The following is a 15,520-nucleotide window of genomic DNA, read 5'->3' on the forward strand; positions in this document are numbered from 1 at the left end:
ATGCCTGGAGTGCAACCGCTGATCTGGCTGGTAGAAGATGAAATCAGCATCGCTGAAACGCTCATTTACATGTTGCAACAAGATGGGTTTAGCGTCACCGCCTTTGAGCGTGGACTGCCGGTTCTTGATGCCGCAGTACAGCGGTTACCGGATCTGGTTATTCTGGATGTTGGCCTGCCGGATATCAGCGGTTTCGAATTGTGTCGGCGGCTTCTGGCGCATGCGCCAGCGCTACCGGTGTTGTTCCTGACGGCTCGCAGTGATGAGGTGGATAAACTGCTGGGGCTGGAGATGGGCGCGGATGATTACATCGCGAAACCCTTTTCTCCACGGGAGGTCTGCGCCAGGGTGCGTACCGTACTGCGCAGGCTGCAAAAGTCGACGCTGCACAGCGATATGTTGCGGGTAGGGCAGTTTGAACTTGATGAAGCCGCCGCGCTGATTCGCTGGTGTGGTGAACCTTTGCTGCTGACGCGCTATGAATTTCTGTTGTTAAAAACGTTGCTCCTGGCGCCCGGGCGCGTTTTCTCCCGCCAGCAGTTAATGGATCAGGTATGGAGCGACGCGCAGGAGAGTTTTGATCGCACCGTCGATACCCATATCAAGACGCTGCGCGCCAAATTACGTGCTATCAATCCGGAAAGTAATCCGATCAATACGCATCGTGGTATGGGCTATAGCCTGGGGATCCGCTAATGCGTATAGGCATGCGTTTGCTGCTGGGCTACTTTCTTATCGTTGCGGTGGCGGCGTGGTTCGTGTTGTCGATCTTTGTTCAGGAGATCAAACCTGGTGTGCGCCGCGCAACGGAAGGTACGCTCATTGATACCGCGACGTTGCTGGCGGAACTTGCCCGTGAGGATCTGCGTACCGGCCATGCACAAGATGGCAGACTGGCGCAGGCGTTCTCAACCCTCAATCATCATCCGATCAATGCCCATATCAGCGGTATCCATAAAGTCCGCAATGAGTACCACGTTTATATGACCGATGCTGCGGGGCGTGTGGTGTTTGATTCGGCCGGGAAAGCATTAGGCGAGGATTATTCCCGCTGGAATGATGTCTGGCTTACGCTGCGTGGGCAATATGGTGCGCGCAGTTCGCAGGCTGTCGCTGGCGAGCCGCAAAGTGCGGTGATGTATGTTGCCGCACCGGTGAGCGATGGGGGGCGGATTATCGGTGTTGTTAGTGTCGGCAAGCCTAACAGTGCAATGGATCCGGTGATCAAACGCAGCGAGCGACGGATCTTATGGGCCGGTGGCGCGTTGTTGGGGATTGCATTGCTGATTGGCGCGGTGATGGTGTGGTGGATCAATCGTTCCATTGGCAAACTGGCGCGTTATGCTGATTCCGTAACGGAGGATCGTCCGGTTCCACTGCCGGAGTTGGGCAGCAGTGAGCTACGCAAGCTGGCGCAGGCGCTGGAAAGCATGCGTGTGAAGCTGGAAGGTAAAAATTACATTGAACACTATATTTATGCACTGACGCACGAGCTTAAAAGCCCGTTGGCGGCCATTCGTGGCGCGGCGGAGATTCTGCGTGAGGGGCCGCCGCCCGATGTCGCGTTGCGTTTTACCGACAATATCCTGCGGCAAAACGCACGTATGCAGCACCTGGTGGAAAAACTGCTGCATCAGGCCAAGCTGGAAAATCGCCTGGAAATTGCGTTTATGCCTGTTGATGTGGACACGTTATTTCGCCAGTTACAGGAGCAGCGCAGTGTCGCGCTTGCTGCGAAAGGATTGACGCTTCACTGCGAGCCGGGAAATGTCCAGGTGGCGGGAGATAGCGAATTACTGGCGCAGGCGCTGGGTAATCTGCTGGATAACGCTATTGACTTCACGCCAGCCGGCGGTGTTGTGACGCTTCGTGCCAGCGATGAGGGTGCGGCGCGGGTGCTCTCAGTCAGTGACAGTGGTTCAGGTATTCCGGAGTATGCGCTGACGCGCGTGTTTGAGCGTTTTTACTCATTGCCACGGGAAAATGGGCAGAAAAGCAGCGGCCTCGGGCTGGCATTTGTTCGGGAAGTCGCCCGTTTGCATCACGGTGAGATTATTGTGTCGAATCGTGCACAAGGCGGTTGCGAAGCCCGGCTGACACTTCACCCTCACTTCACATAACTTCAAATCCTTCACACATAGCCTCGCTACTCTGCGTACATCACAAAGGAGAAGGCTATGTTGAAATCCCCCCTGTTCTGGAAAATGTTAACCCTCGCGGGTTGCTTCTGTGTTCTGCTGATTCCGCTGACAATGCTCAGCAGTCTGATCGGTGAGCGCGCGAACTACCGTAATGACGTGACAGATACGCTGCGCCAAAGCAGTGCCGGCGCGCAGAAATTGATTGGCCCCTTGATTGCTGTTCCGGTAACGGAAACCGTAATTTCAATGGAAAGCGCTGGCGATAAAGATGCGCCAAAAGAGGTGCGTCGTAAGCACAGTTATATACGCATGTGGTTGCCGGAGTCGCTGATGGTCAACGGCACGCAGCAGGTCGAAACGCGCAAAATTGGTATCTACGACGGGCAAATCTGGCATAACGAGATAGATATCAAAGCAGAGTTTGACCCAAAGCGGTTGGATATAAAGCCCGGCGAGAACATCACCCTGGGTGAGCCGTTTATGGTATTAGCCGTTAGCGATGCCCGGGGAATTGGTCAGATACATACCACCCGCCTGAACGGCGAGGCGCTGAGCGTGGAACCCGGAACCGGGTTGATGAGTGAGTTGCAAGGGATCCATATGCCGCTTGCAGCGGAAAGCGTGAATAAACCCCTGCAACTGTCAATGTCCCTTAATCTGAGCGGCACTGGCGCGTTCTCGGTAGTGCCATTGGGCCGTAACAGTGAAATGACGCTGAATAGCGACTGGCCGCATCCGGGGTTTATGGGCGATTTCCTGCCTGAAAAACGGGAAGTGAGCGCCAGTGGTTTTCAGGCACACTGGCAAAGTAGCTGGTTTGCCAACAATCTGGACAGTAAAGTGCGCGATAACATCAGGCTTGCCGCCAGCAACGACTGGGTTCTGCCTGCATTTAGCGTCAATATCGCCACACCAGCGGATCAGTACCAATTAACTGACAGGGCTGTGAAGTATGCCGTGTTATTGATTGTACTGACATTTCTTGCGTTCTTTGTTTTTGAAAGCTTAACCGCGCGGCAGATGCACCCCATGCAGTACATGCTGGTTGGGCTGTCGCTGGTGATGTTCTATCTGGTGCTGCTGGCCTTGTCTGAACATACCGGATTTACGCTCGCCTGGATCATTGCCAGCCTTCTCGGCGCATTGCTGAATGGGATCTATCTGCAGGGTGTGATGCGAAGCTGGCGCGCTAGTTTACTGTTTACCGCCGCGCTGCTATTGCTGGATGGCGTGATGTGGGGGTTACTGAATTCAGAGGATAACGCGCTACTGCTTGGCACAGGCGTCTTGTTTGTGGCGCTAAGCACGGTAATGTTCCTGACGCGTAAACTCGACTGGTACAGGTTGTCGACGGGCAGAAAAAAGACGAATGAGCCTGTCGCGGATGCTGAAGACGCATTACGTATCTGGAAATAAAAAAAGCGGCGCTGAGCGCCGCTTTTTCGTCTTTATTCACTTATTCCTGCAAATCGCCGCAGAAACGGTAACCTTCGCCATGGATGGTGGCGATGATTTCCGGCGTATCCGGGGTCGATTCAAAATGTTTGCGAATGCGACGAATGGTCACATCCACAGTACGGTCGTGCGGTTTCAGCTCGCGACCGGTCATTTTTTTCAGCAGTTCTGCGCGGGACTGAATTTTGCCAGGATTTTCGCAGAAGTGCAGCATCGCGCGGAATTCGCTGCGCGGCAGCTTATACTGCTCACCGTTCGGGCTGACCAGCGAACGGCTGTTGATATCCAGTTCCCAGCCATTGAATTTGTAGCTATCGACGCTGCGGCGTTCTTCGCTAACCGTGCCCAGGTTCATGGTACGGGACAGCAGATTGCGCGCACGGATAGTCAGTTCGCGTGGGTTGAACGGTTTGGTGATGTAGTCGTCTGCGCCAATTTCGAGGCCCAGAATTTTATCGACTTCGTTATCACGCCCTGTCAGGAACATCAGCGCCACATCCGCTTGTTCGCGTAATTCACGCGCCAGCAGCAGGCCGTTTTTGCCTGGCAGGTTGATATCCATAATCACCAGATTGATATCATTGTCCGAAAGGATCTGATGCATTTCAGCGCCATCAGTCGCTTCAAAGACATCGTAGCCTTCTGCTTCGAAAATGCTTTTTAACGTGTTGCGTGTTACCAACTCGTCTTCAACAATAAGAATGTGCGGGGTCTGCATGTTTGCTACCTAAATTGCCAACTAAATCGAAACAGGAAGTACAAAAGTCCCTGACCAGCCTGGTGCATGTAGAAAATTAACATGACGGCGTAACATGACTAAAGTACGTATTGCGTTCTTGATGCACTTTCCATCAACGTCAACAACATCATTAGCTTGGTCGTGGGTACTATCCCTCTGAACCCGACAGTGTCAAAAACGGCTGTCATCCTAACCATTTTAACAGCAACATAACAGGCTAAGACGTAAATGACACCCAATAAAACTACGCTTCGTTGACATATATCAAGTTCAATTGTAGCACGTTAACAGTTTAGCGAAATCATGATAGCTAATTGCTAGCGTTTATTACAATTCTACAATAAACCAACTAGTTGCGAATATTAATTGATAAACACGACGAATCCAACACTATGGCAAGAACCTGTATTAAAATGCCATGAATAAACATAGGGATAAGTCCCTTCTGTTAACATCTTAGCAGGTAATATCACGCGTAAACAGTTTAGCTTTTTTTAACCGTTATCAGGGGCTAAATCAGTGATTCCTGTTACAAAATTGTAAATTCGTGACGCGTAATATGCTGACATTGGTCATATATTGACGCGTGACTTCAGTAAAACAGAGAAGGTCAAATGAAGCTGGCAGTTGTGCTTGTTTCCCCTGCCCGAGCCGAAAATGTCGGTGCGGCAGCCCGGGCGATGAAAACCATGGGGTTTAGCGACTTACGTATTGTCGACAGCGATGCGCACAGACAGGAGGGGGCGCGCCGTGTTGCGCACGGCTCTGGCGATATCCTTGATAATGCTAGAACTTATTCGACGCTGGCTGACGCGCTGGCCGATGTTTCGTTTACGATTGCGACCACTGCGCGCAGCAGAGCAAAGTTCCATTACTACGCGACGCCTGTGGAACTGGTTCCGCTTTTAGAAGAAAAAAGCACTTGGCTTAGCACCGCGGCGCTGGTTTTCGGGCGGGAAGATTCGGGGCTGACAAATGAAGAGCTGGCATTAGCGGATATTTTAACCGGTGTGCCCATGGTGGCGGATTATCCTTCCCTTAATCTGGGGCAGGCGGTGATGGTTTACTGCTATCAATTAGCGTCGTTAATGCAACATGCTCCTGAAGGAGTAGCCCAGGTTGATGGTAATCAACTGCGGGCGCTGCGATTACGGGTACATGCTTTGCTGGAAAAATTAGCGGTTGCGGACGATATCAAAATGGCCGACTGGCTGGATCAACGTCTGGGGCTGCTGGCACAACGCGACACTGCCATGTTGCATCGATTGCTCCATGATATTGAAAAAAAATTGACCGAGTAAGCTGCTGTGATAAGTTTATTTTATAGTTAAAGTCACTGCGAGAGAAGGCCGTCCTGGTCTGAACAGGTTGTTTGGTAATCAAGTTTTAGCGTAGTTGCAACTGTTTAAAAAACAACCAAAATGAAAAATAAATTGACTTAAGCAGGCAGATACTTTAACCAATAGAGGATACAGCACAGACAGATAACAATGACAGAGCACACAACATCCATGACACGCATCAGCACGATTATCACCATTACAACCATCACCATTACCACAGGTAACGGTGCGGGCTGACGCGTACAGGAAACACAGAAAAAAGCCCGCACCTGAACAGTGCGGGCTTTTTTTTCGACCAAAGATCAAGGGGTAAAACCATGCGAGTCTTGAAGTTCGGCGGTACATCAGTGGCAAATGCGGAACGGTTTCTGCGTGTTGCCGACATCCTGGAAAGCAATGCCAGGCAGGGGCAGGTAGCAACCGTACTCTCTGCCCCGGCGAAAATCACTAATCACCTGGTTGCGATGATCGAAAAAACGATCGGTGGCCAGGATGCATTACCGAATATCAGCGACGCTGAACGTATTTTTGCTGAACTTCTGCAAGGACTGGCGGATGCGCAACCAGGTTTCCCCCTCGCACAGTTAAAAGCCTTTGTTGAACAAGAGTTCGCGCAGATCAAACACGTTCTGCACGGTATTAGCTTGTTGGGGCAGTGCCCGGACAGCATTAACGCCGCGCTTATCTGCCGCGGTGAGAAATTATCCATAGCCATCATGGCGGGTTTGCTCGAAGCGCGCGGACATAAAGTGAGTGTGATCGATCCGGTTGAGAAGTTACTCGCCGTTGGTCACTACCTCGAATCGACCGTTGATATTGCCGAATCCACTCGGCGTATCGCCGCCAGCCGTATCCCGCAGGATCATATGGTGTTGATGGCGGGGTTTACCGCCGGCAACGAGAAAGGTGAACTGGTCGTGTTGGGCCGTAATGGTTCTGATTACTCTGCAGCAGTGTTAGCGGCCTGCCTGCGTGCTGATTGTTGCGAGATCTGGACGGATGTTGATGGGGTTTATACCTGCGATCCGCGACAGGTGCCGGACGCCAGGTTACTGAAGTCGATGTCGTATCAGGAGGCCATGGAGCTCTCTTATTTCGGCGCTAAAGTTCTTCACCCCCGCACTATCACCCCTATCGCCCAGTTCCAAATCCCTTGCCTGATTAAAAACACCGGAAACCCGCAAGCGCCTGGCACGCTTATCGGCGCGACGTCGGATGAAGACGGTCTGCCGGTAAAAGGGATCTCCAACCTGAATAATATGGCGATGTTCAGCGTTTCCGGTCCGGGTATGAAAGGTATGGTCGGCATGGCAGCGCGCGTATTTGCAGCGATGTCGCGCTCCGGTATTTCGGTCGTGCTGATCACGCAGTCCTCTTCTGAGTACAGCATCAGTTTCTGCGTACCGCAATCGGATTGCGTTCGCGCTCAGCGCGCCATGAACGAGGAGTTTTACCTGGAGTTAAAAGAAGGCCTGCTGGAACCGCTGGCAGTGATGGAGCGTCTGGCGATCATCTCTGTTGTCGGCGACGGTATGCGTACATTGCGCGGGATCTCTGCCAAATTCTTCGCGGCGCTGGCTCGCGCCAATATCAATATTGTCGCGATTGCACAGGGCTCTTCCGAGCGTTCAATTTCTGTTGTCGTCAGCAATGATGATGCCACTACTGGCGTGCGTGTGACGCATCAAATGTTGTTTAACACCGATCAAGTGATTGAAGTGTTTGTTATCGGCGTCGGGGGCGTGGGCGGTGCGCTGTTGGAACAGATCAAACGCCAGCAGACCTGGCTGAAGAACAAGCATATCGACTTACGCGTTTGCGGCGTGGCGAACTCCAGGGCGTTGCTGACTAACGTACACGGTCTGGATCTGGATAATTGGCGTGAAGAGTTGGCTGCCGCGAAAGAGCCTTTCAATCTGGGGCGCTTGATCCGCCTGGTGAAAGAGTATCACCTGCTTAACCCGGTGATTGTGGATTGTACTTCGCACCAGGCCGTGGCCGATCAATATGCCGACTTCCTGCGTGAAGGTTTCCACGTGGTAACGCCGAACAAAAAAGCCAACACCTCGTCAATGGATTACTATCATCAGCTGCGTCGCGCAGCGGAGAAATCCCGTCGTAAATTCCTGTATGACACCAACGTTGGTGCGGGTCTGCCGGTGATTGAAAACCTGCAAAATCTGCTCAATGCTGGCGACGAATTACAGCATTTCTCCGGCATTCTCTCCGGTTCCCTGTCGTTTATCTTCGGCAAGCTGGATGAGGGAATGAGCCTGTCGGCAGCGACCAACATGGCACGCGAGATGGGCTATACCGAACCGGATCCGCGAGACGATCTTTCCGGCCAGGACGTGGCGCGTAAGCTCTTGATTCTGGCTCGCGAAACGGGCCGTGAGCTGGAACTGGCGGATATTGTGATTGAACCGGTATTACCTGCCACTTTTGATGATTCCGGTGATGTTGAGAGTTTTATGGGGCGTTTGCCGCAGCTTGATGATGCGTTTGCAGCGCGTGTAGCAAAAGCCCGTGATGCAGGCAAAGTTCTGCGTTATGTTGGCAATATTGAGGAAGACGGTACCTGCCGGGTGAAGATTGCCGAAGTTGATGGTAACGATCCGCTGTTCAAAGTGAAAAATGGCGAGAATGCGCTGGCATTCTACAGCCATTACTATCAACCGCTTCCGCTGGTATTACGCGGTTACGGTGCGGGTAATGATGTGACGGCGGCGGGTGTGTTCGCCGACCTGCTCCGCACCCTGTCATGGAAGTTAGGAGTCTGAGATGGTAAAGGTTTATGCTCCGGCCTCCAGTGCCAATATGAGCGTGGGTTTTGATGTACTTGGTGCTGCCGTAACGCCCGTTGATGGCACCTTGTTGGGCGACACCGTTTCGGTGGAAGCGGCGGATCATTTTAGTCTGCAAAATCTCGGTCGCTTTGCCAGCAAATTGCCGAGTGAGCCCCGGGAAAATATCGTCTATCAATGCTGGGAGCTGTTCTGCCGGGAGATTGGTAAGTCGGTTCCGGTGGCGATGACGCTGGAAAAGAATATGCCGATTGGCTCCGGTCTGGGCTCCAGCGCGTGTTCGGTCGTTGCCGCATTGGTGGCAATGAACGAGTTTTGCGGGAAACCGCTGGGTGATACCCGGATGCTGGCGCTGATGGGTGAACTGGAAGGGCGCATTTCCGGCAGTGTGCATTATGATAACGTCGCGCCCTGTTTCCTCGGCGGTATGCAACTGATGATCGAGGAAAGCGGCATTATCAGCCAGCAAGTGCCAGGCTTTGATGAGTGGTTATGGGTGCTTGCCTATCCGGGCATTAAAGTCTCGACAGCGGAAGCCCGGGCAATTTTGCCGGCACAGTATCGCCGTCAGGACTGTATTGCTCATGGTCGTCATCTGGCAGGCTTTATTCACGCTTGCTACAGCCGTCAGCCAGGTCTGGCGGCAAAATTAATGAAAGACGTGATTGCCGAACCATACCGCATGAAATTGCTGCCGGGGTTTGACCAGGCACGGCAGGCCGTGGCGGATATCGGCGCTGTGGCGTGCGGGATCTCCGGTTCCGGCCCAACGTTATTTGCACTGTGTGACAAACCGGACACGGCCCAACGCGTGGCTGACTGGCTGGGTAAACACTATCTGCAAAATCAGGAAGGCTTCGTTCATATTTGCCGGCTGGATACGGCGGGCGCACGAGTAGTGGGATAACCAATGAAACTCTACAATTTAAAAGATCACAACGAGCAGGTCAGCTTTGCGCAGGCCGTCACCCAAGGGCTTGGCAAAAATCAGGGGCTGTTTTTCCCTCACGATTTACCGGAATTCAACCTGACGGAAATTGACGAGATGCTGAATCAGGATTTTGTCACCCGTAGCGCGAAAATCCTCGCTGCCTATATCGGTGATGAAATCCCTCAGGATGCGCTGGAAGCACGTGTTCGTGCGGCTTTTGCCTTCCCGGCGCCGGTGCGTTCGGTTGAAAGCGATGTGGGCTGCCTGGAACTCTTCCACGGGCCGACTCTGGCGTTCAAAGACTTTGGTGGGCGTTTTATGGCGCAGATGCTGAGCGCCATCAGCGGCGATAAACCAGTCACTATTTTGACCGCAACGTCAGGGGATACCGGAGCGGCGGTGGCGCATGCATTCTATGGCATGAAAAACGTCCGCGTTGTTATCCTCTATCCACAGGGCAAAATCAGCCCATTGCAGGAAAAACTGTTCTGCACGCTGGGCGGTAATATCGAAACGGTCGCTGTTGATGCGGACTTCGATGCCTGCCAGGCTCTGGTAAAACAGGCTTTTGACGATGAAGAGTTGAAAGCGGCGCTGGGGCTGAACTCAGCGAACTCGATCAACATTAGCCGTTTGCTGGCGCAGATTTGTTACTACTTTGAAGCGGTTGCACAACTGCCTCAGGAAGCGCGCAACCAACTGGTTGTCTCTGTCCCCAGCGGTAACTTCGGTGATTTGACCGCCGGCCTGCTGGCAAAATCCCTCGGCCTGCCGATCAAACGCTTTATTGCAGCGACCAATAGCAACGACACGGTTCCACGCTTCCTGAAAGAGGGTGAGTGGAAGCCAAAAGCGACCCAGGCCACGTTGTCTAACGCTATGGACGTCAGCCAACCCAATAACTGGCCGCGCGTCGAAGAGTTGTTCCGCCGTAAAATCTGGCGTCTCAATGAGTTGGGCTATGCCGCAGTGGATGATGAAACCACCAAAGCCACGATGCGTGAGCTGCAGGGCAAAGGCTATATTTCCGAGCCGCATGCGGCCATCGCCTATCGTGCGCTGCGCGATCAATTGAATCCGGGAGAATACGGTCTGTTCCTTGGGACTGCGCACCCGGCGAAGTTTAAAGAGAGCGTAGAGGAGATCCTGGGGGAACCGTTAGCGCTGCCAAAAGAACTGGCGGACCGCGCGGACCTGCCGCTGTTGTCCCATCAGTTGCCTGCGGATTTTGCGGCATTACGTCAGTTAATGATGCGTAACGCGTAATTTCTCTGTTTCCCCCCTGTACTGGCGGGGGAAATGGGGAGAAATTATGTAGAGATCTGGCAGGGAAAAAGCAGAAATTCCCAATAAATGCGCAGGGTTAGAGAATAGGATTGCGCCAATAACAACGCAGGCTGGCGTTACGTAATCTCCTCACATCGGCCCACTACGGGCTGGATGATGCAAAGGAGTAACCTATGTTGAAACCTGTAATGTTAGCGCTTTCCATGATGTTGGTGGCTCCCCTTGCGGTTCAGGCCGCAGAAATCACGCTTGTGCCGGCAGTGAAACTGCAAATTGGCGACCGTGACAATAGCGGTCACTACTGGGATGGTGACCACTGGCGCGATCACAGTTGGTGGAAAAAACACTACGAATGGCGTGAAAACCGCTGGCAACCGCACGGCCACTTTGACGATCGTCGTGATGATCCCCGCGATCACCACGATGACCACCGTGGCGACCCGGAGCAGGAGTGGCAGCGCCACCCGTAACCTTTATCACCCTCTCCCGACCGGGAGAGGGTAACTTTTACTGTTCGTGGCGCTTAAACACCATTTCGCCTGTTACCGAAGCCTCTTCATCAAAGAAATAACCTTCGCTGTTGAATCCGGTTAACTGCTCAGGCTTCGTTAAACGATGCTCAATGATGTAACGGCTCATCAGGCCGCGCGCTTTCTTGGCATAGAAACTGATCACCTTAAATTTACCGTTCTTTTCATCAAGGAATACGGGCTTAATCAGCTGCGCATTCAGTTTTTGCGTTTTAACGGAACGGAAGTACTCATCAGAAGCCAGGTTCACCACCACGTTGTCGCCTTGCGCAGCAACCGCTTCATTGAGTTTGTTAGTGATCACATCGCCCCAGAATGAGTACAGATCTTTGCCTTTGGCGTTCTCGAGATGGATGCCCATTTCCAGGCGATAAGGTTGCATGAGATCCAACGGACGTAGCACGCCATATAAGCCAGACAGCATCCGCAGATGCTGCTGCGCGAAGTCGAAATCCGCGTCGCTGAATGTTTCAGCCTGAAGCCCGGTGTAGACATCGCCTTTAAAAGCCAGGATCGCCTGGCGGGCGTTATCCGGCGTGAAGTCTGGCTGCCAGTCATGAAAGCGGGTGGCGTTCAGGTCGGCCAGTTTATCGCTGATGCCCATCAACGTTTTGATTTGCGGCGCAGAGAGTTTGCGCGCGATCTTAATCAGTTGCTGCGAATAATCCAGCAGCTCCGGCTGCGTATAACGCGTAGTCGCCAGCGGGCTTTGGTAGTCGAGTGTTTTAGCAGGTGAAATTAAAATCAGCATACTCAGTCCTTGCTGTGCGAGAAATTTCCGCTGACTTTAGCAAAAAAAAGAACAAACTTGATCGATAGTTGCGATTAGCGCTACGAACGGGGAATGTCATCCCAGGCGCCTGGCGCCAGTTGCCGGTTAATATCCGGGTAGCGCTTGGGATCAAACACTGGCATGACGCCCAGCTTGCGCTGGCGCATATAATCGCGAGCCAGCAGCCTCACCACCGGGGACAGGAGCAGAATCGCAGTCAGATTGATCATCGCCATCAGCGCCATCACCACATCTGCAACGTGCCAGATCAGCGGCACGTTGATCACCGCGCCCAGTAACACCATCACCATGACACAGGTACGTAGCAGCAGGATATTTCGTCGGCTGTTGCGCCGCAGGAAGACAAGGTTATTTTCCGCGTAGATGTAATTGGCGACGATGGAAGTCAGAGCAAACAGAATCACGATAAGCGCCACAAAACCCGCGCCCCAGCCACCGGTGAGCGATACCATGGCCTGTTGCATTAACTGAATGCCGCCGTACGTGTCAGTGGCCGGGGTGACGCCTGCCAGTAATAGCACCAGTGCGCTGGCGGTGCACACCAGGAAGGTATCCGTTAATACGCCAATCATCTGTACTATGCCTTGCGCAGCGGGGTGCGGCGGCCATGATGCCGCGGCTGCGGCGGCATTGGGTGATGACCCCATGCCCGCCTCATTGGCAAACATACTGCGCTGAAAACCACTGGTGACGGCCTGGCTCAAGGTGTAAGCCATTGTGCCTGTTGCGGCCTCCTGCCAGCCAAAAGCGCTTTTAATGATGGTGATAAAGACCCCAGGCAGCAGATTCGCGTGCCAGAGACTGATGCCAAAGCCCATGATAATCCACGTAAACGCCATTATCGGCACCATCCATTGCGTTAACCGGGCTACGCCTCTCAGACCTTTAACGATAAACAGGAAAGAGAATGCGGCCAGCAATGGACCGGTAATAAATCCCGGCACCTGCCAGGCATAGTGTATGGCGCGTGCGACAGCGCTGGATTGAATGGTATTAAATACCAGCCCATAGGTAAGCAGCAGAAAAACAGAGAACAGCACGCCCATCCAGCGCATGCCCAGCCCTCGTTCCATGTACCACGCCGGTCCTCCGCGTAGCTGGTGGCTGGCATCCCGCTCCTTGTAGAGCTGCGCCAGCGAGCACTCAGCAAAACTGGTTGCCATGCCGATGATGGCGGAAACCCACATCCAAAAAATAGCACCAGGGCCACCTGTGGTAAGGGCAAACGCGACGCCCGCAAGGTTACCGCTGCCCAACCGCGTCGCCAGACTGAGGCATAATGCCTGATACGAAGAGAGCGTGCCGGGTTGCAATAAGCGACTGCTTTTCAGACTTAGCCCAAAGTCCGTGATAAAGCGAAAGGGAACAAACCGGGTGCGAAGCAAAAACCAGATACCCGCTGCCGCCAGCAGGTAAACCATTAAGGAGCCCCAGAGTATTTCGCTGATAAATGAGAAAAATTCTGGCATTAACGTCCCTCTTGTTGATGCCGGTAATCTGGTCCTGCAGCCTGTTGCAGGCGATGAATCCACTGAGTTTACCATACAATATTCACAGCATTGTCTGCGGTTGCGCTCACAGTGCGTCGTGATATCATCGGGGCAGACCGGTTACATCCCCCTAACTAGTATACTCGTCATACTTCTCGTTCAGGTGCGCTGGCTGCGTTTGTGATTCCGGGTTTCCGGATGACGAATGCGCTGTTGGTCTTAACGTGATTTATTCAGGGTATCGTTTAAAGAGAAACATTATCATGACGGATAAATTGACCTCCCTGCGTCAGTACACAACAGTCGTGGCTGATACCGGAGACATCGCGGCAATGAAGCTTTACCAGCCGCAGGATGCAACAACCAACCCTTCTCTGATCCTTGGCGCTGCTCAAATCCCGGAATACCGCAAGCTGATTGATGATGCGGTGGCGTGGGCGCGTAGCCAGAGCAGCGATCGTGCGCAGCAGGTGGTTGACGCGACGGATAAGCTGGCGGTGAACATTGGTCTGGAAATCCTGAAACTGATCCCTGGTCGTATTTCTACTGAAGTTGACGCCCGTCTCTCTTATGACACCGAAGCCTCTATCGCGAAAGCGAAACGTCTGATCAAAATGTACAACGATGCTGGCATCAGCAACGATCGTATTCTGATCAAACTGGCCTCCACCTGGCAGGGTATTCGCGCGGCTGAGCAACTGGAAAAAGAAGGCATCAACTGTAACCTGACGCTGCTGTTCTCTTTCGCCCAGGCGCGTGCCTGTGCTGAAGCGGGCGTTTTCCTGATTTCTCCGTTTGTCGGCCGTATTCTTGACTGGTACAAAGCCAATACCGATAAGAAAGAGTATGTGCCGGCCGAAGATCCGGGCGTGGTTTCCGTAACCGAAATTTATCAGTACTACAAACAACACGGCTATGAAACCGTGGTGATGGGCGCAAGCTTCCGTAATACTGGCGAAATCATTGAACTGGCGGGCTGTGACCGTCTGACTATTGCTCCGGCATTGCTGAAAGAGCTGTCTGAAAGCGCGGGCAGCCTTGAACGTAAACTGGCGTACACCGGCGACGTGAAAGCACGTCCGGAGCGTATCACCGAAGCGGAATTCCTGTGGCAGCATAACCAGGATCCGATGGCGGTAGACAAACTGGCGGACGGTATCCGCAAGTTTGCCGTTGACCAGGAAAAACTGGAAAAAATGGTTGGCGACCTGCTGTAATCCTCATGCGTGGCCGGGTTCCGGTCACGCTTACTTTTCTCCGCTCTGTTTGACTCTCCCCTCAGCGTGTATCATTTCCGTATATCTCGGTTTTTTTGAACGGAATGAATATGGACACACTACGCATTGGTTTGGTTTCTGTTTCCGATCGCGCCTCCAGCGGCGTTTATCAGGACAAAGGCATCCCCGCTCTGGAAGAATGGCTGGCGAGCGCGTTAACCACGCCTTTTCACATTGAAACCCGCCTGATCCCCGATGAGCAGAGCATCATTGAACAAACCCTGTGTGAACTGGTTGATGAAATGAGCTGCCATCTGGTGCTGACCACGGGCGGAACCGGGCCCGCGCGTCGTGATGTAACGCCGGATGCGACGCTGGCAGTTGCCGATCGCGAAATGCCGGGGTTCGGTGAACAGATGCGGCAGATCAGCCTTCATTTTGTGCCAACCGCGATTCTTTCCCGCCAGGTGGGGGTTATTCGTAAACAGGCGCTGATTCTCAATTTACCCGGCCAGCCGAAGTCCATCAAAGAGACGCTGGAAGGCGTCAAAGCAGAAAACGGCGAAGTGAAGGTGCCTGGTATTTTTGCGAGTGTACCGTATTGTGTACAGCTGCTTGACGGGCCTTATGTGGAGACCAATGCGCAAGTTGTAGCATCTTTCCGTCCTAAAAGCGCAAGGCGCGAAACATTATCCTAAAAAATGGGATTGTATGACATAAGTGATGCCAGTGCTGGAGTGTTGATTTATTTACGATATAGTAATTTTTAATTTACATCGTGCGTAATAAT

At 52.9% G+C, this 15,520-nt stretch carries 14 protein-coding genes, 1 pseudogene and 1 other annotated feature; of the genes and pseudogenes, 12 read left to right on the forward strand and 3 right to left on the reverse strand.

Annotated features, from left to right (window positions below; translation table 11 throughout):
* From creB to creD, 3 genes are read left to right on the forward strand one after another with little or no spacing between them, the layout of a single operon-like run.
* The gene (creB, locus tag GA0061071_RS05225; RefSeq protein WP_088237358.1) at nucleotides 1–696 is read left to right on the forward strand and encodes a two-component system response regulator CreB; all 696 of its coding nucleotides are present in this window, start codon (nucleotides 1–3) and stop codon (nucleotides 694–696) included.
* Nucleotides 696–2,120: a two-component system sensor histidine kinase CreC gene (gene creC, locus GA0061071_RS05230; protein ID WP_088237359.1), complete on the forward strand. Its 1,425-nt coding sequence runs from the start codon at nucleotides 696–698 to the stop codon at nucleotides 2,118–2,120. Before creB ends, creC begins: the two co-directional genes overlap by 1 nt.
* Before the next feature lie 57 nt (nucleotides 2,121–2,177).
* Nucleotides 2,178–3,557 (forward strand): cell envelope integrity protein CreD, encoded by a 1,380-nt coding sequence (gene creD, locus GA0061071_RS05235; protein WP_088237360.1) that lies wholly within the window; start codon nucleotides 2,178–2,180, stop codon nucleotides 3,555–3,557.
* A gap of 40 nt (nucleotides 3,558–3,597) precedes the next feature.
* On the opposite strand, the gene arcA is transcribed toward creD, so the two are convergent.
* Nucleotides 3,598–4,314, reverse strand: coding sequence for a two-component system response regulator ArcA (gene arcA / locus GA0061071_RS05240; RefSeq protein WP_061497839.1), 717 nt, complete (start codon nucleotides 4,312–4,314; stop codon nucleotides 3,598–3,600).
* Nucleotides 4,315–4,408: 94 nt separating this feature from the next.
* Between arcA and yjjY the strand changes: the two are divergent.
* From yjjY to GA0061071_RS05275, 7 genes and pseudogenes are all read left to right on the forward strand, one after another.
* Nucleotides 4,409–4,548 (forward strand): annotated as a pseudogene (yjjY, locus tag GA0061071_RS05245) (YjjY family protein).
* Between the two features lie 401 nt (nucleotides 4,549–4,949).
* Nucleotides 4,950–5,636 carry a tRNA/rRNA methyltransferase gene (locus tag GA0061071_RS05250; protein ID WP_088237361.1) on the forward strand — a complete coding sequence of 229 codons (687 nt, stop codon included), beginning with the start codon at nucleotides 4,950–4,952 and terminating at the stop codon, nucleotides 5,634–5,636.
* Nucleotides 5,637–5,846: 210 nt separating this feature from the next.
* On the forward strand, nucleotides 5,847–5,915 hold the full coding sequence (gene thrL / locus GA0061071_RS23245; protein ID WP_134319007.1) for a thr operon leader peptide: 69 nt from the start codon (nucleotides 5,847–5,849) through the stop codon (nucleotides 5,913–5,915).
* Nucleotides 5,854–5,971, forward strand: a sequence feature (Thr leader region). Its footprint overlaps the gene before it by 62 nt.
* A gap of 24 nt (nucleotides 5,972–5,995) precedes the next feature.
* Entirely contained in the window at nucleotides 5,996–8,458 is a 2,463-nt protein-coding gene (gene thrA / locus GA0061071_RS05260; protein ID WP_061497835.1) for a bifunctional aspartate kinase/homoserine dehydrogenase I, read from the forward strand.
* Nucleotide 8,459: 1 nt separating this feature from the next.
* On the forward strand, nucleotides 8,460–9,389 hold the full coding sequence (thrB, locus tag GA0061071_RS05265) for a homoserine kinase (RefSeq protein ID WP_061497833.1): 930 nt from the start codon (nucleotides 8,460–8,462) through the stop codon (nucleotides 9,387–9,389).
* Nucleotides 9,390–9,392: 3 nt separating this feature from the next.
* Entirely contained in the window at nucleotides 9,393–10,679 is a 1,287-nt protein-coding gene (thrC, locus tag GA0061071_RS05270) for a threonine synthase (RefSeq protein ID WP_088237362.1), read from the forward strand.
* A gap of 194 nt (nucleotides 10,680–10,873) precedes the next feature.
* A complete protein-coding gene (locus GA0061071_RS05275; RefSeq protein WP_061497829.1) occupies nucleotides 10,874–11,170 on the forward strand; it encodes a DUF2502 domain-containing protein in 297 nt (98 codons plus the stop codon).
* Nucleotides 11,171–11,207: 37 nt separating this feature from the next.
* Here GA0061071_RS05275 and yaaA read toward each other — a convergent pair whose 3' ends face one another.
* Together yaaA and GA0061071_RS05285 are read right to left on the reverse strand one after the other, a co-directional pair.
* Complete coding sequence (yaaA, locus tag GA0061071_RS05280) at nucleotides 11,208–11,981, reverse strand: peroxide stress protein YaaA (protein WP_088237363.1); 774 nt, start codon at nucleotides 11,979–11,981, stop codon at nucleotides 11,208–11,210.
* A gap of 80 nt (nucleotides 11,982–12,061) precedes the next feature.
* Nucleotides 12,062–13,492 carry an alanine/glycine:cation symporter family protein gene (locus GA0061071_RS05285; protein WP_061497826.1) on the reverse strand — a complete coding sequence of 477 codons (1,431 nt, stop codon included), beginning with the start codon at nucleotides 13,490–13,492 and terminating at the stop codon, nucleotides 12,062–12,064.
* A 284-nt stretch (nucleotides 13,493–13,776) separates the two neighbouring features.
* On the opposite strand from GA0061071_RS05285, the gene tal reads away from it, so the two are divergent.
* Together tal and mog are read left to right on the forward strand one after the other, a co-directional pair.
* Nucleotides 13,777–14,730 (forward strand): transaldolase, encoded by a 954-nt coding sequence (gene tal / locus GA0061071_RS05290; RefSeq protein ID WP_088237364.1) that lies wholly within the window; start codon nucleotides 13,777–13,779, stop codon nucleotides 14,728–14,730.
* Nucleotides 14,731–14,840: 110 nt separating this feature from the next.
* The gene (gene mog, locus GA0061071_RS05295) at nucleotides 14,841–15,428 is read left to right on the forward strand and encodes a molybdopterin adenylyltransferase (protein ID WP_061497822.1); all 588 of its coding nucleotides are present in this window, start codon (nucleotides 14,841–14,843) and stop codon (nucleotides 15,426–15,428) included.
* Nucleotides 15,429–15,520 lie beyond the last annotated feature (92 nt).

It is taken from the genome of Kosakonia oryzendophytica (assembly GCF_900094925.1).
GTDB classification, from domain to species: domain Bacteria; phylum Pseudomonadota; class Gammaproteobacteria; order Enterobacterales; family Enterobacteriaceae; genus Kosakonia; species Kosakonia oryzendophytica.